Genomic DNA, 23,967 nt, shown 5'->3' with positions numbered 1-23,967 from the left:
CTAGCTCTACACCGCTTTAACGGTATAAATCAATGCAGTTTGTGGGAAGAGCACCGGCAGCTGCATACCGTATTTCATCAATACTTCGCCAGAGAATACTTGCCCTTCAGTTTGTTGCAAAATAGACGGGGTGTATTCTTTTAGCTTTTCGGGCCATACACGCTCAATGGTGTATTGTTTGTTAGCATCAAGGCCTGCAAAGTAGAAGCGGTTTGGCGTAGTACGAACAGTTTCCATAACGCTGTTATATGCAAAAATACCTTCTTGCTTGTCTTTAGACACATAACCAAATTTTACGTTCATGCCGTCATCGTCCATGCGGAAAAGGTCGCCGCCGTGGGTGATATGACGATACTTTTTGTAAAGTGAAATAGCGTCGGTAAGCACGCTTTGCTCGTGGTCGGTAAGTTCACGTGGGTCCATCTCTATACCCATATGGCCAAACAAGGCTACTGCCGAGCGAATCTCAATAGGTAAGTGTCTACCCGTTATATGGCAGTCGCGCGGGCCAACGTGTGCGCCCATTACTTCAGACGGGAAGAAATAAGAACAACCACGCTGAATATACAAACGGTCTAGTGCGTCGTTAGAATCCGACGTCCAGAAACGATCTGTGTGTGGCAAAATACCTAAATCTACACGGCCGCCTCCTGAACAACAGCTTTCTATCTCAATGCCTGGCTTCGCTGCCTTAACGCGGTCTATTAAGCTGTAAAGCGCAGCCATTTGACCATGCATCGCAGGTTTACCGTGAAGGTTGCCGGGGTGGTTTACGTCGCGGTTCATGTCCCATTTGATGTAGCTGATTTTGGGGTACGCCTTTAGTACATCAGTAATCACTTTATAAAGGTACTCAACCACTTCAGGGTTGGTTAAATCCAATACGTACTGATTTCTGAAAGGAACGTGAGGGTTATTCTCGGTTTGCAGCGCCCACTCAGGATGGGCGCGGTAAAGGTCGCTGTCGGGGTTTACCATCTCTGGCTCAAACCAAATACCGAATTCCATGCCAAGGCCAGTAACATGGTCAATGAGCCCGTCTAGTCCTTTAGGATAGATAGCTTCATCAACAAACCAGTCGCCAAGCCCAGCCTTGTCGTTTCTGCGCCCTTTAAACCAACCATCATCTAACACAAAGCGCTCAATGCCCAGTGGTGCAACCTTATCGGCTAAGGCTTTAAGTTCGTCTTCGTTATGATCGAAATAAATACCTTCCCAGGTGTTGTAGTGTACTGGGCGAGGCTTCGATTCAGCACTGTGGTTTAGCACGTTGCTGCGAATGAAGTTATGGAACTGTTGTGATAGCGAAGAGAAACCTTCACAGCCATAGCCTGTGTAAAGCACGGGGGATGTATAGCTTTCGCCAGCGTTAAGTACCACTTCACCTGGAAATAATAACTCACCAAACTGCACATAGCTTCTGCCATCAGCCATTAGCTCAGCGCGAAGCTTGTGGTTTGCAGAAGCGCCAAGGTGATAACCATAGCACTCACCGTTAAGTTCACCCGTGCCTTGAGGGAATGCAATCAGGCCAGGGAAGGTGTCGTGAGATGTTTTGCCTCGGCGATTTTCACGTACATAACTTCCAAAGAAGAGGTCGTGATCTTTGGTTTGAAACTCTGCTGACCAGCGGCCTTCAAATGTTTTAATTTTGCTTACGGACGTAGGCAAGGGCAGGCTAGCGGCATTCAAATAGCCTAAATTGAGCGGTGTTTCGCCACTGTTTTCGAGACGAGAAACGTATTTTACTACGCTCGTTTTGTTATCGAGCTCAACAGTTGTGATAAGACGCATACCGCGGCGAGCGTCTTCGCTTACGAAAGCAACAGACTGTGCATCTTCATTTATTTCGGTCAGGCTAAAGCCTGCTGACCACTGGTCGGCATCGCCCGACACTTCAAGACCTGGCTGACCCGTCCAGCCGTCACCGTGAGTCGGTACCAACGTAATCGGCGGTTCAATTACGGGTGCGCATTTGGCTTCTTGACGGGTGTTTAAAACGCTCAGCATTTCTGGTGTTGTACTGTCACTTAATGGCGCACCATAGTAAATGACTTTGGGCATACGACCCTGGCAGTCGAATATTAATGTGGCTTTCTCGTTCGACAAACGAACGAATGATGTGAGTGACGACATAAAAACCTCATTTTACATGCCTAGATGTTTATAGCGCATGTTGTTAAAAGAAAAGATGACTGAAAAGTACAGAAGGAACATCCGTACGGTTTTATGGTTTTACAACGGTTTATCGAGCTTAATACCTGCTTTCTTGCATGGTCGTCGAGTGATTAAATCTGTTTCAATCACGCTTACAGAGTCTTCTCTCTGCTTTCATCTACTTCACAGCGTGTGGCGGAACAAAAATACGCAACAAACCGTACTTTTGCTCCGCCACAACCGTAGTAATCCTAGTTATCTGAACCAGCCAATATATGGCGGACCTTATTAGCCGTGTGCTTCTTCGCTCTCTATCAAACGACCGCGCCATTCTGCCTTTTGCTTAAATACAACCCGATTTAAGACAAGGGCGAGGGCAATACAGCAAACCAATGTGACCAACATCAGGTGAATGTAGTGCAGGCCGAAAGGAGCGTGTACAAAGCTAAAGAAAGCGTATAGACCCACACCAAAGACAACTGCCGCTATTCCCGCATTGGCGTTTACGTTATTAAATAGTAATCCAACAATAAAGATGGAAAGAATAGGCATACTTAACAACCCGAAAAGTTGTTGAAGCAAGTTGATGATGCTTTCTGCTTGCGCGTACACAGGAACCATAACTAGCGATACAATAGTAAGCGCCGCGGTCACAAAGCCGCTTAAGCGCGCAACGTTTGGCTTCTTCTGAAAATACGCCTCGTGTATATCGCAGACATAAAGTGCAGTCGCAGAGTTGAGGTTACTGTTGTAAGTAGTGAGTACTGCTGCAGCGAGGGCCGCTGCAAATACACCTGATAGCCAGCTAGGTAAAACATCACCTACCAACGTACCGTAAGCGGCATCGTTGATATCGCCGTACAGCTTATACGAAATGATACCTGGAACTACGATAATGGTAGGAACAACGATAAAGCGGATGATCGCTGCAGCGTATACGCCTTTCTGTGCTTCTTTTAAATTAGGTGCAGCCATGGCGCGCTGAGTGATTACCTGATTCGTACTCCAGTAGAAAGTCTGGATAAACACCATACCGGTTAATAACGTGTGCCATGGTAGAGGTGAATCATTATCACCAATTAGGGTTAAGCGTTCGGCAGGTATGCCCGAGAAATCAAAATCGATTGCGAATAGTGCAAGAACGACAACAACAATCGCCATAGTCAAAAGCAATACGCCAGAATAGGTATCTGAAACTGCAACCGCGCGAAGCCCACCAAAGATAGCGTAGAAGGCACCAATCAATGCAAAAGCGGTGGCAACATACATAAGTGGAATGTCTACATTGAACATGTTAATCATGAAAAGCGAGCCGGTGTAGATTACGGCAGGCATGAAAATAAGGCTGCTACCTAGGAAGAAAAGAAGGCCTATTAGTGCTCTTATATGCTTGTTGTTATAGCGCATTTCCAGCAATTCGGTGGTTGTGGTGCACTGATAATGATAATAGACGGGAAGAAAAACTCGCGCGAGAATGATTAGGCCCGCCACCGCGGCAAATTCCCACCACGCAAGCAGTGCCATTTGGTTACCGTTCATCCCTACAAGTTGATCGGTACTTAAATTAGTTAACGTTATTGAGCCCGCGACGTATATCCATGTTAGTCCGCCGCCAGCTAAGAAATATTCTTTGTTTTCGTTGGCTTTACTATGCCCATGACCGCGACACTTTAAATAGGTAAGAAGCCCGATAAGTGCGGTGATGAAAATAAAAACGACAAGTTGGGTTAAGCTGCCTGACACGAAAAACTCCTCAGCAGAATAAAGACAAAAGGGGGCAACACCGCCCCCTTGATAGACTAGTTGTTATTAGAAGCTAGCACGAACACCAACAGCGTAACGAGCACCGTCAGCAACTTGTTGAACGAAATGTTCTGATAAGCGACCGCGACGCGTTAGCTCTTCGTCAGTAATGTTAATGCCTTCGAAGAATACCGTAAGAGACTCAGTTACATCGTAACTTACACTCATATCAACTTGGGTGTAAGTCTCAGTGAAACGAGGCTCAGTACCACCAAGAGTGCTTATGGCTTCTTGCATAAAGGTTTCACGATTGTTCAGTGCAACACGCGCTTGGAACGCATCTTTTTCGTAGAACAATGTAATGTTTTGTGAGTTTCCTAAGCCTGGTAGACTAAACTCTGCATCCGAATTAACGATAGTAGCGTTAGCTTGAATACCGAAGCCGCTTTCAAGTGTATGCAACCAAGCAAGCTCTAAGCCTTCAACTTCAAGCGTATCGCCATTGCTAGGACGAAGTACAGTAAATACATACTCGCCGCTTTCTAAGAATTGGCTTTCTTCGAAAAGCTGGCCAGAAATAAAGTCTTCAACTTCTTTATTAAAAACAGCTGCTGACAAATAGCTCGTGTCATCATAATACCACTCTAGTGACACATCCCAGCCGGTAGATTTATATGGCTGGAGCTCTGTATTGCCTTCAGTAGCCTGTAGGTTTCCAGGGCGTGAGACCGTTACGTTAAATACAGGTACTAAGTCGTCCATCATTGGGCGAGTCAACGTTTCCGAGTATGCATATCTCAAGTACAAATCGTCGGTCAACTGCAATTTAACGTTAAGATTAGGCAGAAGACTTGAATAACTATTGGTGGCATTAATCGGTTTGCCTTCGCCATCGTCTTCGAATACTGCATTGAAGTCTGAGTCATCGCCAGGAATAGGCTGAAGGTCCTGTAAAACCTGAACTGTACCATCTACTGATGTATCTGTTTCGCTGTAACGGAAACCAAAGTTAACATCAAGTGGCATGTCTGAAATTTCAGTTGCAAAGTAGAACTGTGCGTATGCACTTAATACTTCTTCGCTCACTACGAATGAATCATTACTTGGCTGAGGGTTGCCGATATTTGTTGCGTCAATCGCTGCGCGAACATCATCGAATGATTGACCTGTAGCGTCAGCAATTTGCTGCACCGCTGCATCAGACGTTGCGAAGTCAAAGAACGCTTCAGGGTCGTAGGTAAGCCACTGATTAGGCACACCGCCGAAGTAGTTTTGTGCAGTAAATACACTTAAAAGTTCATCAGGGAAGTCAAAATTGTAGCCGCAATAAACGTTACATCCTGAAGCGAATAGACGAGTATTAGATTTTTCACGATCTTGGTAGTAGATACCAAAATCTGCTTTGTGGAATGCATTGTCTGAATCAGGTACCCACGTGAAGTCTGCACGGTACTCACTGATGGTATCTTCCGTGTCAAAACCGTTGCGTTCGTTATAGTGCATGCGGCCTAGCGACGGTGTTTGCAAAGCGGCATCACCACCGGCAACAGTCAATGATGGGGTAGCACCTGTGAAGTCTACACTGTATTCATTGTTGTAACCCACAACAGTGAAGAAGTTGTCGCCACCACTGCTGTCTTCGGCAGTTGAAGTTGAGATATCAATGTTTGCAGTTAAGTTGTCGTTTACTAACCATTCAAAGTTTGCACCGAATGCTTGGATTTCAACATCTCGACCAAAGCGGCGGCGAATAAAGTCAGTCGCACCACCAGCACCTTCTACAATAGTACTTGTTACACCAGTTAGGCTGCCATTATCGTTGAAAGACATGTTGTCGAGGTTACTGTCTGTGAACCAATGACCAACACTGTGCGCGTCTGAGTCAACTTCAAACTTAGAGTAAAGGCCATCTAAGGTAAGCGTCATGTCATCGTTAGGAGCGTACTGAACAACAAGGTTACCAGATGTTCTTTCGCGATCGACTAAATCAACGATTTGGTCAAAGTTCTGTGGAACGTATACATTTCTGTATTGTGCATTGTCTTCGTATTCAGGGTTGTCCAGTTCTGAACGATCAGTAATGTCTACCCCTGGACGCCAGTAGCGCGTTTCTAGCATGTTTGTTTGTAGCTTACGCTGTTGAAATGATGCAGCAGCTAACACACCTAATTTACCATCCATAAAGGTATTGGTAATTAAGCCAGACACTTGCGGCGTTGTTTCTTCAGAAAGGTCTTCGTACATGCCTTTTACACTCGCAACGGCCTTGAAGCCGTCAAATGCGAATGGGCGAGCAGTTGTGATTTCTACGGTTGAACCGATACCACCTTCTTGCATAGAAGCGAGAGGGCTCTTGTAAACTTTTGCACCGCTAATAAGTTCAGCTGGAAGCGTATCGAAACTAAAAGCACGACCTTGGTTTTCTGTAGCAATTTGGCGGCCGTTAACAAGTACGGTGTTAAAATCTGGGCCGAAACCACGCACAGTAATAAATTGACCTTCACCACCTGAACGATCAATGGCAACACCAGTAATTCTTTGTAGTGATTCAGCTACGTTTTGGTCTGGAAATTTACCTAGGTCTTCAGCCGTAATACCGTCGTAAACAACATCAGATGCTTTCTTATCTAGCATTGATGCTTTCAGAGAGCTGGTAAAACCTTTAACTTCGATAACTTCCACTTCTTTATCAGTAGCAGTAGTTGCTTCCTGTGCCAGTGAAATAGGGGCGTGTAGGGCAGAGGCGATAGCAACACCTAAAAGTGAGCGTTTCGCGATAGGGCCTAACTGTGATGTGTTAATTTTATGTGTCACTGTGTTTTCTCCGTGAGTAGGCTACGTTTTAACGTACTTTGCACTTAAATTACGTTTTTAGTATGTGCGGATCAAGCTTATTAACAATACTTTTACACATTTAACGTTATATTTTCGTGATTATTATTTGTAACTTTATGAAAAATATAGCGTTTCTGATTTAAGGTAAAAGGTGAAACGTTTACCTTGGATCCAATACTAGCACAAAATGACAATGTAATTACAATGTTATAAAAAATTTTTTTGTATAAAAAAAGTGCGGTCTATAGCCGCACTTTATTAACAATCAGAAAAATAAAGGAAAATTAGCTGCAGCGGATACGGTCGACGGCGGCTTTCCAACCATCATAGGCTTGATCACGTTCTTGCTTGGTCAACCTCGGAGTGAAAACGCTATCACTCTTCCAACACTGGGTTAAATCGTCGATTGAATTGAAGACACCAGCCTGTAATCCTGCTAAGAAGGCAGCACCAAGAGCGGTGGTTTCCGTAATCTCAGGGCGCTCTACTTCAGCGCCCAAGATGTCTGAAAGAAAGCCCATAACCCAATCATTACGCGACATACCGCCATCTACACGGATAGTTGTGGGGCGAGCGCCATCGCTTTCCATTGCTTTTTGCAAGTCCTTAGTCTGGTAGCAGACAGACTGAAGTCCCGCAGCAACGATTTCGCTAATGCCTGTGTCGCGGGTTAAACCTAAAATTGCGCCACGGGCATCTGGATCCCAATAAGGTGCGCCTAAACCAGTAAATGCCGGGACAAGGAACACGCCGTTATCTTGTCTTGCTCGCTGTGCAAGTGCCTCCGATTCGGCGGCATCGTCGATAAGCTTCAGGCCATCTCTGAGCCATTGAACGGTTGCGCCGGCCATAAAAATACTGCCTTCAAGCGCATAAGTCGTTTTGCCGTTTAAACGATACCCAACGGTGGTGAGTAATCGGTTTTTCGATTGCAAAGGGGCGTCACCAGTGTTCAATATCATAAAACAGCCGGTACCGTAGGTGCTCTTGGCCATGCCTTTTTCAAAGCACGCTTGGCCTACTAATGCTGCTTGCTGGTCGCCTGCTACGCCTTGGATAGGAATAGCTCTACCTATGATGTCTTCTTTCATTACACCAAAGTCAGCCGCACAGTCCATCACCTCGGGTAGCATTGAGCGTGGGATATTGAATTTATCTAGTAACTTCTCATCCCAGCATTGGTTATTGATGTCGAACAGCATTGTACGCGAGGCATTGGTGGCATCAGTTTTGTGTGACTCACCACCCGTTAAGCGCCATATAAGGAACGTGTCTACGGTTCCAAACAGCAGCTCTCCGTCCTCGGCTTGCTGTCTTGCACCTTCTACATTGTCTAATATCCAAGCTACTTTAGTGGCAGAGAAATAAGGGTCTAATAGAAGCCCTGTCGATTCAGTAATGTGTGAAACGAGCTCTTCGTCTTCGCTTAAATCACGACAAAGCTGGGCTGTGCGTCTGTCTTGCCAAACGATAGCCGGGTAGACAGGCTCGCCAGTGTTTTTATTCCACACTAAGGTTGTTTCGCGCTGGTTAGTGATACCAACGGCTGCGATATCTGATGGTGTTAATGAGCATTTATTGAAAACTTCTTTGAGGGTAGAGACAACGCTTTCCCAAATTTCCTCTGGATCATGCTCAACCCAGCCATCTTTCGGATATTTTTGAGAGAATTCCTGCTGTGCAATAGCGTCTATACTGCCCTTTGGAGAAAAAATGATGCTGCGAGAGCTTGTTGTGCCTTGGTCAATGGCAAGAATATGTTGTCCCATAAGGTCACTCCTGAAGATGATTTTTCATAGAGTTTGCATCATTTACAGATGTTTAACAACGGCATATTTTCGAAAACGAACATTTGCTTTTCGTTTTATCGTGGGAACTTCTCCTTTAAGCACGTATAATCAATATCGATTTTTACTTTGAGGATGTGTGATGAACCAAACGCAACGACACGAAAAAATTGTTGGGCTAATAAAGCAACAGGGCTTTATGTCTATTGATGATTTGGTAAGTGCTTGCGACGTTACACCTCAGACAATTCGAAGAGATTTAAATCAATTGGCTGGTGCTGGTGTAGTCAGTCGTTATCACGGCGGCGCGGGTTTAAATCGAAGTTGGGAAAACACACCCTATCAAGAACGTAAAACGCAAAATAGTGAAGTAAAAGAAAAAATTGCTGAAGCGGTTGCGGCAATGATACCTGATGGGGCGTCTTTATTTATCAACATCGGTACGACTACCGAACTTATCGCAACTAAGTTGCTGAACCACAAAAACCTACATGTTGTAACGAACAATATACATGTGGCGACTATTTTATCTGCCAAAGAAGACTTCTCGGTCATCATCGCGGCGGGAGAAGTTCGTTATCGAGACGGCGGTATAATTGGTGAAGCAACCTGTGACTTTATCAGTCAGTTTCGAATGGACTACGGCATAATTGGTATAAGTGGCATAAGTTCAGACGGTGCTTTATTAGACTTTGACTTCAGAGAAGTGAAAGTTTCCCAAGCTATTTTAGAACATACTCAACACGTTATTCTTGCGGCCGACTACAGCAAATTCGAACGTCGCGCTATGGTTGAACAAGGCCATATTTCACAAGTAGATTGCTTGGTTTGTGATAAAACGCCGCCAGCTAGCATAAGTAAAATTATTAAAGAAAATAACATCACTTTTGTAAAAGCGTGATTGTTTACCTTCGTGTGCATTAACTGACGTGGTCATAACCACACCGTAACTTCGCCTATTCTTATTTGGGGCCGATAGTTTAAACCTATTTATATACACGCAAGTTATCTGACTAACCCTCGCATTACCCATCTACATAACATTTTTATCAAACGGTAAGTTTCCAGATACGAACCATGTCCATCATTACTCGCCTTGGTGCCCACTTGCCTAAACAAAAATAGCGAACGGTGTGGGTATTTAATTTTCTTTAATGTTCGATAATGTTCGTTTTGTGTTGACATGTTTTCCTTTTGGTTGTCAAATGGTCAGCAATAAAGTGCAAGCAAATGTTAAGAGCAGCAGAGGCAAACTATGAGTCACAACAATGAATCTGAAAAAACAGTCGACGTTTTGGTTGTCGGCGGCGGCGTCAATGGCGTTGGCGTAGCGCTTGACGCGGCGGGGCGCGGCCTTTCAGTAGCGTTGTGTGAAAAGGGCGATTTGGGCGGTGCAACGTCTTCTTCAAGTAGTAAGCTTATTCATGGTGGTCTTAGATATCTGGAACATTATGAATTCCGCCTAGTAAAAGAGGCATTAGCGGAAAGGGAAGTGTTGCTTAAAAAGGCACCCCATATCATGTGGCCGCTGCGCTTTCGCCTGCCACATCAAAAGCACCTACGCCCAGCGTGGATGATTCGAATCGGATTATTTCTATATGACTCTTTAGCGAAACGTAACATGCTGCCACGTTCGCGTAAGCTTTCTACCACGAGCGAAGGCCCACTGGTTAGCGATATTACAACCTGTTTTGAATATTCTGACGGCTGGGTTGACGATGCACGTTTAGTGGTACTTAATGCGTTAGCTGCACAAGAGCAAGGGGCACAAATTTATACTCGCACTGAATGTGTAAAAGCCGAGAAACAAGATGATCTGTGGAGTATTGAACTTAAAACGGCAAAAGGGAAAACGTTTACCGTAAAAGCGAAGTCTATTGTGAATGCTGCAGGCCCTTGGGCGGTATCGTTCTTAGATAGATTAGTAAATGTTAACAACCCAAATGCTATGCGTATGGTGAAAGGAAGCCACTTTATTGTTCCCAAACTTTACGATACCGATGAAGCATACATTCTTCAAAATAAAGACGGGCGCATTGTATTTGTTATTCCTTATGAAGGGGACTTTTCGTTAGTAGGAACTACCGATGAGGACTTTAAAGGCAATCCATCAGACGCTGCAATTTCAGACGAGGAAACTGATTATCTAATTGAGGTGGTAAACACGTACTTTAAGTCAAAAGTTACCCGAAGCGACATCGTTCATTCTTACAGTGGTGTTAGACCACTATTAGAAGAAAAGAATGCTTCCGCTCAGGAGCTAACCCGAGACTATAAAGTTGAGCTCAAAGGTGAAGCCGGTAAGCCAGTGCTGCTGAACATTTTTGGTGGGAAAATCACGACCTATAGGAAACTAGCTGAGCATGCGGTTGATAAGCTGGTTACTTGTTTCCCGAAAGCTAAAAAAGCATGGACAAAAGAAGTGCCTCTGCCTGGTGGTGCATTTGAAAGTCAAAGCGCCTTAGTCAAGCAACTGACTAATGAATTTCCATGGCTAAAAGATAACATTGCGGAGCGTTATGCACGTCAATATGGAGTATTAAGCTACAAATTCCTCAAAGGGAAAGCTTCAGCTGACGATATGGGCGTAGACTTTGGCGCGGGAATGTATAGCGCCGAAGTAGACTATCTAATTGAGTGTGAATGGGCGTGTATACTAGAAGATGTTATTTGGCGCAGAACCAAGCATGGTTTGCGTTTAAGTGAAGAACAGCAAGTAGCGCTGTCCCAATATATCGATCAGAAAGTGAATTTGTCTGCTAATGAAAGGCAAACTGCCGATCCAGTATTAGCTAGCGCCTAGTATCGTGACTTTGGGCCTGTTATCAAATAGGGTAATTGTGAGGCCATGTTGTCAACAGGTCTAAAAAATTTAGTGCAACAACAAATATTAGCAGTTTGTAGAATCGCAAATTCGAATTAAGTGAAGTAACAATGAACAGGGATGTTTTAAGCAGCAGTAAGCCAAAAGAAGTGGTTTTTATTCGCCATGGGAAGCCACTTTCTGCTCACAACGAAAAAGTGAATGCGGCAGAGTATGCAAACTGGGTGCGTAACTACAATAAGTCTCCCTTAGATCCCGTCAGTCAACCAAAACAAATAACGCATCTTAATAATAGCTATATTGCCGTGAGTCCGCTCTTAAGAGCAAAGCTAACCGCGGCTCACTATGGCGTAACTTCAATAGATGAAGAGCTACCATATCTAAAGGAAATGGATATTCCTTATTATAAGCTGCCTTTCACTTTACGTAGTTGGCACTGGGTTTTGTTAAGTAGGGCCCTTTGGTTTATGGGAACAAAAGGCCGCTTCGAAAGCTTCAAATTTGCAAAGCAAAGGGTGGAAAAACTTGCCACGCATATCGATGATATAAGCAGTAAGCACCCTCGAGTTGTATTATTCGGACATGGTATGACGAACTACTTCACGCGAAAAGCATTGATAAAAAAAGGCTGGCAGCTAAAAGAGAAAGATAGCGATTTCTGGGGAGTAACAATTTTACAAAAGGTAGGCTAACACAACCCTACTATTACAGGTTATAAGCTCCTACTTTTAGTAGAATTTAACCTATTCTTTTAAGACATTTTAATTTTCCGTTCAAATGCCGATAACCTAGCAATGTTGCTGGGCACCTGTTTGTTGTTACATCAACTTAATGTAATGCATCCAGAGAACAAAGCCGGCCCTAAATAGATATTTATTACTTCAGTTTAGGCTGAGGATGCACAAATGAATAAAAACAAAAAAGATTCAGATACTACTAAAAACCTTATAAAAGCATCGATTGCATTGGTTTTTGCCATTTCATTGGGCTTGGCAATAAACTTTTTTCACATCGGTGAAGAAGATACAACGGTAAAGGCGCTAACAGAACAGTTCGATACGTTTAAACGTCACGTTGTTTCCTCTCATTGGCAATGGCGAGTCCGTCAACCTACTACAATGATCATGCTCATACACTATGACGACTCTGGCAGCGAAATAAACCGGACGCCAGTGCGCATGAACCACAATGGATGGCCAACAGCCGATTTGTCTGATGCGGGGTGTGAAAAAATCTGGCAATCAGTAGTTGCGTCTCCACTTCGCGTAGATGGCTTTAAAATTCACGCACAGTATTACGCAGAGTTAGATGTAAGTGAAGAAAACTACTGGTGTCGCTACAGCTTAAGCAAAGGAACTTACTTCGACTATTACCCAGCAAGTGGTTCAGTTTCGCCTTTAAAAGACTAATAAGGTCTTCAATTCCATACATATTAATATAAATATTCCCCTATGTAGGTATTTGTTCTATTTAGATAATTAGTCTACTTTTGACTTAGCGCCATGTCACAATCTGGCACCTTAAGGTATTGTTGATAATAAGATAATACTCGACACTAACGAATTAAGTAGACATATGCTATCTGGCTTATTCTCATCTCAAAAGAACGTTGCATCGCCCACAGTAGGTGTTTCTGTGAGTGCGAAAGAACTGCATATTACCGCTATTAGTCATGGCGACAGTGGCTATGTTTTGAGTTCTGTAACCTCTGTTCCTTTTGACAATCGCCAACCTTTCGAAAAGCAAGTTTGCAACGCATTACGTGATTTTGAAAAAGAAGGGTGTCGGGTGTCTGTAGTACTTTCGCAAGATATGTATCACATGGTGCAGGTAGAAAAGCCTGATTTACCAGATGAGGATATCACTACCGCATTGCCTTGGACGCTAGGTGAACTTGTACCTTTTGACTCAGACAATATGGTCTTGGACTATATTGATTACCCGGTACAAACAAGAACTGGCGCAAAGAAAATTGATGTATTTGCCGCCGAAAAGTCGCCACTTTCTGCTTTAGTGCAAAGTATGGAAAAAGCGAAAAACGTTAAGCTTACCCATATTCATGCCAAAGAAGTCTTGGTAACAGAAATGGTGCCAGACGATGATTACGCGCGATTACTGATTATTCAAGAGCCCAATAGCGAACCGTTTCTAATGATTGTACGTTCTCGTGCAATTTGGTTATCGCGACGTTTACGAGGCTTCGTGAACAAAGCCAATGCGCAACAAGATTTAGCACAGTTAAGCGATATGCTTGGTCTAGAAATCCAACGTTCAATGGATTTCTATGAATCACAGTTAAAACAACCGCCGCTTAAAGAGATCTTATTTAGAACACAGTTCGATTGCGAACCTGTCATAGAACGTTTAAAGCCCTTCCAGCCTGCGGCAATGAATGTACTTGTTCCGCAGCTTGATTTAGCTGACGTTGTCGACTCCACTTGTCACTTTGCTTTGGCAAGTGCGCTTGTTGCCGCGAGGGATGCACAGTGAAACGTTCCATAAATCTTTACCATCCGTCTCTTAAGCCGAAAAAAGAGCGCTTACCTTTATCAAAAGTGTTGTGGGTGAACGGCTTAGCGTTTGGCGTAATGCTTATTACTGTTGTTGCTTTAAACGTGCTTTTAACCTCGAAGCAAGAAAAAATACAGCAGCAAACGGCGTTAACCACTCAAATTAATAACGAAATTAAAGCGCTTAATAATGCGCTAGAGAAAAAACGAGATACCAAAACGCTGCAACAGCAGCTTGAGCAAGTGAATGCCAAGATTCAAAACAGAAAGCAGTTGCTTGCCTATTTAGAAAGTGGAGAGCTGTCTTTTGACGCAACCAAGTATGGCGAAGTGATGGACGATTTAGCTGATTATCACAACCAAAATCTTTGGCTTACTAGCATCAATATAGACACCCAGAAAATTCGCCTGTCGGGGCAAACGATAGCACCGTCGTCGATACCTGTTTGGCTTAAAAAATTGCAGCAGTCACCTTTCTTCCAAGGCAAGTCATTCTCGTCAGTGAAGTTTGACGAAGTGGACGGGGATGAAAGCGTGAAGCAATTTTTACTATCAACCGATTTTGAAGGGGAAGCTGATGAATCAGTATCAACAGCTCTCTGATAAGTTCTCTGCATTAGAAAAGAGAGAAAAGCAGCTTATCTTGTGGGTGAGCTTTGGTCTTATTGTTTACTTGTTTTTCTGGTTCGGCATATCGCCCGCGCTAGATGGCATGTCTGGTGCAGATAAAACCCTTACTCGAAAAGAAAGTGAATACAAAGCACTGGTTATTCAACGCGACGCGATTCAACAAGCACTAACCGTTGACTACACCCAGCGTATGCAACAGGAACTGGATAGCGCAAGAAAAGCGTTGTTAGAAGTCGACAATGCACTGCTTTCATTGAATGAAGGTTTCGTGGCTGCAGACAGAATGCCTGAGCTGCTAATGACACTGTTAAATGAAGAAAATAACGTACGTTTAGTTAACTTCAATGTAGAGCCTACTCAAATCATTCGATTTGGTGACGGTGAATCGCAGAGTACATCGTTTTACCGCCATAACATGCGCTTAATTATCGAAGGAAGTTATTTCGATTTGCGCAGTTATCTAGCGCGTCTTCAAGCCGCACCTGAAAAAGTCATAGTAACTGACTTTGCTTATAACGTTGACGAGTATCCCAATGCATCACTTACGTTAGGGTTAGCGACAGTAAGTAATAATGCAACTTTCATTTCGCTTTAAGGAGAATGGGTAACGTTATGAAATTCGTTGTTCTAAGTTTGGTAGTGATGGGGAGTGCTTTAACGCCTGCAGTTGCTGCAGTCGACCCAACCAAACCTGCTCTGGTCAAAGGAATAAGTGCAAGCGAGAGTAATCTTGTTGATGGCGAGTTGGCGTTGCAGTCAATTTTCAAACGAAGCTCTGGGTACAGCGCAATTATCTCTGGCAAATCTTATCGAGAGGGTGACACGCTCAACGAGTTCACTGTGTCTAAAATTTACCCTAAACACGTGATTATAACTGACGGTCGTCAGCAGAAAATACTAAGAATGTATGCATATGAAATTAAAAAATAGCCTTATTTCTAACGCACTGGTCCTAGCTGCGGCGTTTGTTATCGCGGGTTGTCAAACCTATGGTGTTGGCGAGGAAGTTAAGCCACATATTCGCGACGAACTCAATCGTTCGCAGAATGTGCCAGTTAGTAAGCCCACACCTCCGCCACAGTTAAACCAAGAACTGCTGTCAGAAGTAGCGCGTTATCAATCGCTACCGGCTCCTACCTCTCAGAAAATGTTCGCAGTATCTGCCAACAATGTAGATGTTCGTCCGTTCTTCGATGCGCTGGTAGAAGATACGCCTTATAGCGTGGCCGTACACCCAGCTGTGTCAGGGCAAATCAGCTTAACGCTTAAAGACGTAGCGCTTGATGACGTGCTTACGATTATTTCTAGAATGTATCCGCTGGATGTATTTTTAGAAGGTAAGGTCATCCAGGTTATGCCGTCTCAATTAAAGACAGAATCTATCCCGGTAAACTTCCTTATGATCAAGCGTTTTGGTGTATCGAATGTAAGCGTTATAGCGGGTGGGGTTAGCGAGCAAGATCAAAATAACGGCAGTAACAACGGCGGTATTAACGGTAACAACAATATCAGCGGCAACGCTCTGGGCGGTCAGGGTGGTTTTGGTGGGCAAGGTGGTCTTGGCGGTAACAATATACAGCAGCTAAACGGTTCAAACATTCAAACCACCAGTGAAAACGATTTTTGGAGTGACTTAAAAGAAGCGTTAAAAGTTTTGGTTTCACCCACTGAAGGTCGTCAGGTTGTGGTTTCACCGCAGGCCGGGTTAGTGACGGTTCGAGCGCTGCCAAGCGAAATTGCCGTGGTTAAAGATTTCTTGAATCAGAGCCAAGAAAGCCTGCAACGCCAGGTAGTACTTGAGGCACGTATTATTGAGGTCACACTTAACGATGGCTATCAACAGGGTGTACGATGGGACCGTATAGCAAGCGGCTTAACAGGAAGCCTCAATTTTGGATTTAGCGGTGGGGCGCTTGCTTCTAATTTTGCCGCAAACACCGCAGCCGGTATAGACCCCGCTATTAATGCAGTAAATGCAATTGGCAATACTATCTCTACCGATATCGGGGGAGTATCAACGTTACGCATATCCAGAGGCGACTTTGACGGCGTTATCAATATGCTTCAAACCCAGGGGGATGTGCAAATGCTAAGTAACCCGCGAGTCACAGTCACTAACAACCAGAAAGCCGTGATTAAAGTAGGGCAAGACGAGTACTTCGTTACTGATGTTTCGACCAGTGAAGATCAGAGTGCGACCCAGACTGAAAATGAAAATGATATCGAACTTACGCCGTTCTTCTCTGGTATTGCGCTGGATGTAACACCACAAATAGACAGAAGTGGTTCTGTGATCTTGCATGTTCACCCGTCTGTAACCGAAACAGCGGAACAGACAAAGGTTATCCAAGTTGGCGACCAGCAGATTTTGTTACCGCTTGCACAAAGTAATATTCGAGAGTCTGACACCGTGATCCGTGCCCGCGACGGTGAAATTGTGGTGATAGGCGGTTTAATGGAAACGGTTACTAGCGAACAAGAATCCAAAACTCCGTTATTAGGCGATATACCTATTATCGGTAATGCGTTTAAGAACAAAGCGAAAACCCAGAGCAAGCGCGAATTGGTTATTCTTATTCGCCCTTCTGTGGTACAGCCAGATACGTGGGAAAAGCAGCGCCTTCGCACTCAGTCTTTGCTTGATCAGTGGTATAGAAACTAATTATGTATCAGGGCTTTTATCACTTCACAGAAATGCCGTTTTCGCTCACGCCGAACACGGATTTCTTTTGTGCGCTGGCACCGCATAACGAAGCGTTAAAAGTCATTTTGTCTGCGCTAAGTATGTCTGAAGGCTTTATTAAAGTGACCGGTGAAGTAGGTACGGGCAAAACCCTGTTGTGCCGCAAACTGATAAACCACCTTTCCGATAAATTTGTCGCCTGTTACTTGCCTAACCCCTACCTGACGCCGGATGAACTTCGTATAGCATTTGCTAACGAATTAGGGATTGATATCAGTAACGATGTGGCGGCGCAGGGGTTACACAGCGCTATTGAGACCAAGCTGTTGGCGCTAAAAAAAGAGGGTCGGCAAGCGGTATTAATTATCGATGAAGCGCAATCATTAAGCTGGGATGCCCTTGAAATGCTGCGCTTGTTTAGCAATTTAGAAACAGAAAAAAGCAAGCTACTTCAAATTGTCCTGTTCGGGCAGCCCGAATTAGACGCTAACTTATCAAATCCAAAAGTTAGACAAATCCGTCAGCGCATTAGTTTTTCGTATACGCTGCGCACTATGACCTCGGCAGAAGTGGACTATTACATAGGGCACAGACTGACAACAGCCGGAGGCAGCGAGCAATTAATTCCTAAAGGTCTACGCGCTTTTATCGCATTAGTCACCCGAGGGACCCCACGGCTGGTCAACATTGTTTGCCACAAAATTCTTCTTCGAGCCTACGGTCAGGGTAAAAGCGCTGCGAGTTGGCAGCATACAATAAATGCAGTGTTCGACACTGATGACTGCAAGCGAAGGCTTGTTCCCCGACAAAGCATAGTTATTTTATCCATAGCTGCGGTTGCTGTCGCGAGTGCGCTGCACCTTTACGGAGCGCCGGGCTTATGAGCATTTTAAACGACACTTTGAAATCTCTGGATGAGCGAAATCAGACCGAAGATTTTGGCTTGCCGCCTACAGTTCACGTCGAAAATCGCTCGCTTTGGCCAAAAGCGCTCATTTCGCTCATTGTAATAGGGCTAGTTATTTGGCTGGTTTTGAGCGGTATGACTGAGACTGTGGATAGTAAGAGAGCTGATACTGTTACAAAAGGCGATGTACCGAATACAGCAGCAAGCTCAATGCAAAATGAGTTCATCACAACTAGCAGTGAAAGTACTTCCAAGCAAGATGTCGGTAGTGCCGAGCAACAGTTAGAAGGCATGAAGTCTACGCCGTTGTCTGAGCAAGATATGGCTTATCAAAATACGCCGTCAGATGTTGCCGAGATTGTATTTAATAGTATTGACGAGACTGCAATCGACGATGAGGCAGAATATCGGCAGCGTATGCAAACTGCTAACTCTTCAAGCTTAAACTCAAATACCAAGTCAAATGGAGGGGCAACTGCAGCCGAAACGACAATAGGTGAGACAAAAAAAGCAGGCTCGACAGAAGTGGCAGCCTTGCGCTCCACTCAAAAAAGTACACACACACAGACGGACAATAAGATAAGCGTAGAGGAAAATGACGACGCAAGCGCGTCAGAGTCAAGCAGCATAATCTCACGCCAGCCAGTGGTGGAAATCGCCCCTAAATCACCTCAGCAGCAAAGCGCTATTCACTTGGAAGCGGGGCTAAAAGCCTATAATTTTGGCATTTTCGACGAAGCCCAGAAAAGCTTTACTCTTGCACTGTCTACCTATCCACAAAACATCGAGGCTCGCAAACAATTAGCCGCGCTTTATTTCGGGCAGAATAATAATCTACAAGCGTTACAGGTGCTTTCAGAAGGCGTTGTGATGTGGCCAGAGTCTCTGGTTTGGCGAGAATTAATGGCCAAGATTTTAGTGCAAGAAAACCGTTTCGAAGAAGCCCTAAACCTGATGCCAGATGGCTTAGATGTAAAGGCGTTGGCTGAAAAACGTATTGATTATCTTATTTTGAAGGGGACCTCTGCGCAAACCATCAACAAACCAGAGCAAGCGATCTCGGCGTTTAGCGCCATGACCTCATTACAACCGAACAACGCAAAATGGTGGCTGGCACTCGGGGTTAATTACGATGCATTGGCAGACAAGCGCTTGGCCATTTCTTCTTATTCTAGAGCGCTTGCGATAGGCGGTCTCTCTTCTTCGTCATCGCAATATGCCACTTCACGCCTAAATGATTTACAGGAGCAACCTTAATGCGTCCTCGATTAAAGATGCGCCTCGGCGACTTATTGGTTCATGAAAATATTATCACCAGCGAGCAGCTTGATAATGCACTTTCGGCTCAGCGTTCATCTGGACGTAAACTAGGTGATACGCTTATTGACCTAGGGTTTATCAGTGAGCCTCAAATTCTGCGCTTCCTTGCGCAGCAGCTCAATATTCCGTTTTTGGATATAACACAGCGCCGAATAGATCCAGAGCAGGCGCAGCTTATCCCTGAAACCTATGCAAGACGCTATCGTGCGCTAGTGCTAGAAGCTGACGACGAAGAAGTGCTGCTTGGTATGAGCGACCCCACCGACTTAGGCGGGCTTGATCAGCTTGGGCCGTTAGTCGCTCCTCGCAAAATTGAACTAGCTATCGTGCAAGAGCATCAAATGCTTGAAGCATTCGATACCGTGTATCGTCGTACCCAAGATATTGCGTCATTTGCAGAAAAGTTAGGCGAAGAATACGCCGATGAAGCAGACTTTGAGCTTTCTGCACTCGACGATACAACCTCTGATGCAACAGTGGTTAAGTTACTTCACTCTATATTTGAAGATGCTGTTCAGGTTCGAGCTTCTGATATACATATCGAGCCGGATGAAAATATCCTGCGAATCAGGCAGCGTGTAGACGGTGTATTGCAAGAAAACACGCTAAACCAGGTGAAAATAGCCTCGGCACTGGTGCTCAGACTAAAGCTTATGTCAGGTTTGGACATATCAGAAAAGCGTATTCCCCAAGATGGGCGTTTTAATATAAAAGTGAAAGGGCACACGCTTGATGTTCGTGTGTCTACTATGCCTGTTGCTAACGGTGAAGCGGTGGTTATGCGTTTATTAGACCAATCCGCAGGTCTTTTGACGTTAGACCAAACGGGTATGCCTGATGCAATGGCTGAAAAATTTCGCGCCGCCATAAACCGGCCCCACGGTATGATATTGGTAACCGGGCCTACGGGGTCAGGTAAAACCACCACGCTTTATGGCGCGCTAAGCGAACTTAATAAACCCGATTTAAAAATCATTACCGCTGAAGACCCTATCGAATATCGACTACCGCGTATTAACCAGGTGCAAGTGAATGCCAAAATAGGCCTCGATTTCGCTGCAATTTTGCGTACTACGTTACGTCAAGACCCAGACATTATCATGGTGGGGGAGATGCGCGACCAAGAAACCGTAGAGATAGGGCTCAGAGGCGCACTAACCGGTCACTTGGTACTAAGTACACTTCACACAAACGACTCGGTCACCAGTGCCATACGTCTTATCGATATGGGCGCAGCGCCCTACCTCGTTGCCACCTCACTACGTGGCGTTTTGGCTCAGCGTCTTGTACGTCGGGTTTGTGAAAACTGCAAAGAAGAGCGACCACCGAGTGCGCAAGAGCAGGCATGGGTAGGTTTCTTAAAACCAGAGCTAGCAAATGCAGCGTTTTATAAAGGGAGAGGTTGCAATAGCTGTAACCATACAGGTTACAAAGGGCGTATCGGTGTTTTTGAGTTCTTGGAAATGAACGAAGACATGATGGAAGCGCTGCGAGATAACGATACGCAGGGGTTTGTTAACGCGACAAAGGCCAACAAAGACTTTGTTCCACTTTCTCATATGGCTCTTGATTATGCAGCTGAAGGCAAAACCTCATTAGATGAGGTCTTCAAAGTCGCCGAGTTTGTTCCTGAGGTGGTGAATCACTAATGCCTCAGTTTACTTATGCAGGTAAATCGACTCAAGGCGGCCCTCAAAAAGGGGTTATTGAGGCAGCGTCAGCACAAGCCGCTGCGCAGGCACTACTGTCTAAAAACATCGTACCGACTTCTATACAAGAGACTAAAAAGGCAAGTGGCGAGAAAGCTAATGATGGCTTTGCCATAGGGAGTCTCTTTGAGCCTAAAGTGGGACTGGATGAAATGATCATCTTTTCTCGCCAAATGTACTCGTTGTTAAAAGCCGGTATTCCTATTATTCGTGCAATAAGAGGATTAAGCGAAAATGCTTCACACAAGCGCTTTCAAGAAATTTTAAAAGATATCGCTGACCAGCTTGAGCAGGGTAGAAGCCTGTCTTCCGCCATGACCAAGTACGAAAAAATCTTTACCCGCTTGACTATCTCAGTCGTTGTTGTGGGAGAGAATACCGGTAAATTAGACGATGTTTTCTTGCAACTGGCGCTTTATTTTGAGCGTGAACAAGAAACGCGAAAGCGCATTAAATCGGCATTGCGATACCCCACGTTTGTCCTAATAGCGCTCGCTATTGCCATGTTTATTTTAAACCTTTTCGTTGTGCCCGTTTTTACTCAAATGTTTGAGCGTTTCGACACAGAACTACCCATCATGACTCGCGTGCTAATAGGCACGTCAAATTTCTTTGTTAACTATTGGTGGTTAATCTTAATCGTATTAATTGGAATAATTTTTTCGGCTAAACAATACGTTAATTCGACTAATGGACGACTTAAATGGGACAAATTTAAACTAAAGTTGCCTGTTGTGGGCAGTATTATTGAGCGATCATTACTTTCAAGATATAGCCGAAGTTTTTCTATGATCTTGCGCGCAGGTGTGCCGTTAACCGCGGGCTTATCGTTAACCGCAGATGCCGTAGATAACGCTCATATGCAGATGCGCATTAAAGAAATGCGTCAGGGCATAGAAAAAGGCGAGAGTTTGCTGAGAGTTTCGAAAAATAGTGAACTGTTTTCTACACTTGTACTACAGATGATAGCTGTGGGTGAGGAAACCGGTAGATTAGAGCCGCTTTTGGAAGAAAGCGCAGACTATTACGAACGTGAAGTTGATTTCGACCTTAAGAGCCTAACGGCCAAAATTGAGCCTATTTTGATAGGTTTTGTAGCGGTAATGGTATTAATACTGGCGCTCGGCATCTTTACACCAATGTGGAACATGATGTCGGCGGTAAAAGGCGGGTAAGGGTTTCGCGCCATTTTAATGGGGTAAAACGTGGCTAGCACTAAAGCAGGGTTATTTAACTTTATTGTGATTGGTTTGCTGCTTGCCGTTGTGGCTGCTACGTATGTTTATCACGCAACGCCGATAATAGAAGAAGCTGAAAAAGTTAACAAAGAAAACGCAGTGGCTCAGTTTCAACGGGTTGTTATGTTGGCTAGGGCACAGTGGATAAAGACCAAGCAGTCAAAAGTTTTGATATACGAAATTGACTTTGATGCCAGTGGCGGCATAAGGCAAAAACAGCAAAAAGCAGTAGCCGCGGAGCTATTCGTAAACGCAAAAGGTTGGCCTGAAGGGCTTGAAGCGAACCAAGGCAATGCGTGTGAATATTTGTTCACGTTAGCGACATTAAGAGAATTTGATATGTCGTCTAACGTATCGGTAAGCGATAAATACGTAAATGGATATTTGCAATGTGCATTTTCTATCCAAAACAAGGTTTGGTTTGACTACAACGCGGGTAGCGGTGTGGTAAGAGAAAGAAAAAGTTAACTAAGCGTCGGAGTTATGCGCTTACTTTGTAATCTAGGAGAAGGTATGAACACGAGACAGCAAGGCTTTACGCTTATAGAGCTTATCATTGTTGTAATTATTTTGGGCTTGCTTGCGGCTACTGCGCTGCCGCGTTTTATCGATGTTACTGACGAAGCTCGCGAAGCCAGCGTTGAAGGTGTTGCTGGTGGTTTTGCTGCAGCAGTTGGACTTGTAAGAGCGCAGTGGGAAGTGGAAGGCCGCCCAAGTGGTAACAACGGTGGTGCTAACAGCACACTGGTTACCTACGACCAAACGCCGGTTGGCGTAGACGGTACCATTGGTTACCCCACGGGCAGCCCAACGGGAAATACGCTCATTTCATCGGTTAACAATGTCGAATGTAAGAACACGTTCGACCTAATTCTGCAGTCAGCACCTACCAACACCACATCGACGAACGATACGGTTGTAGCTGACTTCAGATACGCGGTACGTTTAGATGACTCCGGCGCAAACACGCTTTGTGTTTACTACCTAGTTGAATCTATGGGGTTGCCTAATAGTTCAGCTCCAGCAGACGGCACACCTGACGGTACCACATACGACGGTTTTACTTATAACCCAGCCACTGGCCAAGTTACTGTTTTTTAACTAATACTCAGGAAGTTTGATTATGCAAAAAGTATCAACACAACAGGGTTTTACCCTAATCGAGTTAATCATTGTTATTGTATTGCTGGGTATCCTAGCGGTAACCGCAGCACCTAAGTTTTTGAACCTTCAAGATGATGCACGTGACTCTGTATTGGAAGGTATTGCAGGTTCTCTGGAGTCTGCTTCATCCATTATTTATGGTAAGGCATTAGTTCAAGATCAAGCTGGCGCAACTGGTACAGTAGTGCTGAATTCCACAACTTCTGTAACAACGGTTTTTGGATACCCAAATGCTGAAGTTGCAGCGAATATCACCAATGTCGTTGACTATGATACGACTGAGTATGCAACGGCTCTGATTACTGCTGACCCAGATTCTATTCTTGTATATTACACTGGATTTGGGGATTATTTGAACACACCTCCAACGGCAACAACGGCTAGTTGTACGGTAGTGTATACAAACTCGACAGCCGCAGGCGAACGTCCTGAAATCACAGTCAACACTTGCGTCCAGTAA

Annotated in this window: 20 protein-coding genes; 16 read left to right on the top strand and 4 right to left on the bottom strand. The window is 44.6% G+C overall.

From position 1 onward, the window contains the following. Nucleotides 1-6: 6 nt before the first annotated feature. From RJ41_RS04210 to glpK, 4 genes are all read right to left on the bottom strand, one after another. Entirely contained in the window at nucleotides 7-2,136 is a 2,130-nt protein-coding gene (locus tag RJ41_RS04210; RefSeq protein ID WP_039217380.1) for an alpha-galactosidase, read from the bottom strand. A gap of 309 nt (nucleotides 2,137-2,445) precedes the next feature. Beyond that, nucleotides 2,446-3,900: an SLC5 family protein gene (locus RJ41_RS04205; protein ID WP_039217377.1), complete on the bottom strand. Its 1,455-nt coding sequence runs from the start codon at nucleotides 3,898-3,900 to the stop codon at nucleotides 2,446-2,448. Between the two features lie 66 nt (nucleotides 3,901-3,966). Further along, nucleotides 3,967-6,714, bottom strand: a complete 2,748-nt coding sequence (locus RJ41_RS04200; protein WP_052235393.1) for a TonB-dependent receptor — start codon at nucleotides 6,712-6,714, stop codon at nucleotides 3,967-3,969. Between the two features lie 305 nt (nucleotides 6,715-7,019). Continuing rightward, nucleotides 7,020-8,504 carry a glycerol kinase GlpK gene (glpK, locus tag RJ41_RS04195; protein WP_039217373.1) on the bottom strand — a complete coding sequence of 495 codons (1,485 nt, stop codon included), beginning with the start codon at nucleotides 8,502-8,504 and terminating at the stop codon, nucleotides 7,020-7,022. Between the two features lie 160 nt (nucleotides 8,505-8,664). Between glpK and RJ41_RS04190 the strand changes: the two genes are divergently transcribed. From RJ41_RS04190 to RJ41_RS04115, 16 genes are all read left to right on the top strand, one after another. Continuing rightward, entirely contained in the window at nucleotides 8,665-9,423 is a 759-nt protein-coding gene (locus tag RJ41_RS04190; RefSeq protein ID WP_039217371.1) for a DeoR/GlpR family transcriptional regulator, read from the top strand. A 354-nt stretch (nucleotides 9,424-9,777) separates the two neighbouring features. After that, the gene (glpD, locus tag RJ41_RS04185; RefSeq protein WP_039217370.1) at nucleotides 9,778-11,325 is read left to right on the top strand and encodes a glycerol-3-phosphate dehydrogenase; all 1,548 of its coding nucleotides are present in this window, start codon (nucleotides 9,778-9,780) and stop codon (nucleotides 11,323-11,325) included. A 131-nt stretch (nucleotides 11,326-11,456) separates the two neighbouring features. Further along, nucleotides 11,457-12,038, top strand: a complete 582-nt coding sequence (locus RJ41_RS04180; protein ID WP_039217368.1) for a phosphoglycerate mutase family protein — start codon at nucleotides 11,457-11,459, stop codon at nucleotides 12,036-12,038. Between the two features lie 213 nt (nucleotides 12,039-12,251). Beyond that, nucleotides 12,252-12,755, top strand: coding sequence for a hypothetical protein (locus RJ41_RS04175; protein WP_039217365.1), 504 nt, complete (start codon nucleotides 12,252-12,254; stop codon nucleotides 12,753-12,755). 166 nt (nucleotides 12,756-12,921) lie between these two features. Next, complete coding sequence (locus tag RJ41_RS04170; RefSeq protein ID WP_039217362.1) at nucleotides 12,922-13,836, top strand: hypothetical protein; 915 nt, start codon at nucleotides 12,922-12,924, stop codon at nucleotides 13,834-13,836. Next, nucleotides 13,833-14,459 (top strand): PilN domain-containing protein, encoded by a 627-nt coding sequence (locus RJ41_RS04165; RefSeq protein ID WP_039217359.1) that lies wholly within the window; start codon nucleotides 13,833-13,835, stop codon nucleotides 14,457-14,459. Before RJ41_RS04170 ends, RJ41_RS04165 begins: the two co-directional genes overlap by 4 nt. Beyond that, entirely contained in the window at nucleotides 14,434-15,081 is a 648-nt protein-coding gene (locus tag RJ41_RS04160) for a type II secretion system protein M (protein ID WP_039217356.1), read from the top strand. Before RJ41_RS04165 ends, RJ41_RS04160 begins: the two co-directional genes overlap by 26 nt. Before the next feature lie 17 nt (nucleotides 15,082-15,098). Beyond that, nucleotides 15,099-15,416, top strand: a complete 318-nt coding sequence (locus RJ41_RS04155; protein ID WP_240485725.1) for an agglutinin biogenesis protein MshK — start codon at nucleotides 15,099-15,101, stop codon at nucleotides 15,414-15,416. Beyond that, complete coding sequence (gene mshL, locus RJ41_RS04150) at nucleotides 15,400-17,148, top strand: pilus (MSHA type) biogenesis protein MshL (protein WP_039217350.1); 1,749 nt, start codon at nucleotides 15,400-15,402, stop codon at nucleotides 17,146-17,148. Before RJ41_RS04155 ends, mshL begins: the two co-directional genes overlap by 17 nt. Nucleotides 17,149-17,150: 2 nt before the next feature. Continuing rightward, the gene (locus RJ41_RS04145; RefSeq protein ID WP_039217348.1) at nucleotides 17,151-18,053 is read left to right on the top strand and encodes an ExeA family protein; all 903 of its coding nucleotides are present in this window, start codon (nucleotides 17,151-17,153) and stop codon (nucleotides 18,051-18,053) included. Then, nucleotides 18,050-19,333: a tetratricopeptide repeat protein gene (locus RJ41_RS04140; RefSeq protein ID WP_039217345.1), complete on the top strand. Its 1,284-nt coding sequence runs from the start codon at nucleotides 18,050-18,052 to the stop codon at nucleotides 19,331-19,333. The genes RJ41_RS04145 and RJ41_RS04140 overlap by 4 nt, the downstream gene beginning before the upstream one ends. After that, nucleotides 19,333-21,045 (top strand): GspE/PulE family protein, encoded by a 1,713-nt coding sequence (locus RJ41_RS04135; protein WP_039217343.1) that lies wholly within the window; start codon nucleotides 19,333-19,335, stop codon nucleotides 21,043-21,045. Before RJ41_RS04140 ends, RJ41_RS04135 begins: the two co-directional genes overlap by 1 nt. Beyond that, nucleotides 21,045-22,280: a type II secretion system F family protein gene (locus RJ41_RS04130; protein WP_039217340.1), complete on the top strand. Its 1,236-nt coding sequence runs from the start codon at nucleotides 21,045-21,047 to the stop codon at nucleotides 22,278-22,280. Before RJ41_RS04135 ends, RJ41_RS04130 begins: the two co-directional genes overlap by 1 nt. Before the next feature lie 30 nt (nucleotides 22,281-22,310). Further along, entirely contained in the window at nucleotides 22,311-22,811 is a 501-nt protein-coding gene (locus RJ41_RS04125) for a hypothetical protein (RefSeq protein WP_039217337.1), read from the top strand. A gap of 45 nt (nucleotides 22,812-22,856) precedes the next feature. After that, a complete protein-coding gene (locus RJ41_RS04120) occupies nucleotides 22,857-23,444 on the top strand; it encodes a prepilin-type N-terminal cleavage/methylation domain-containing protein (RefSeq protein WP_039217333.1) in 588 nt (195 codons plus the stop codon). A 22-nt stretch (nucleotides 23,445-23,466) separates the two neighbouring features. Further along, on the top strand, nucleotides 23,467-23,967 hold the full coding sequence (locus RJ41_RS04115; protein WP_039217331.1) for a prepilin-type N-terminal cleavage/methylation domain-containing protein: 501 nt from the start codon (nucleotides 23,467-23,469) through the stop codon (nucleotides 23,965-23,967).

This window comes from Alteromonas marina (assembly GCF_000808575.1).
Taxonomy (GTDB): domain Bacteria; phylum Pseudomonadota; class Gammaproteobacteria; order Enterobacterales; family Alteromonadaceae; genus Alteromonas; species Alteromonas marina_A.
Note: the sequence above shows the minus strand (reverse complement) of the source record. Positions and strands in the feature narration are given on the sequence as shown.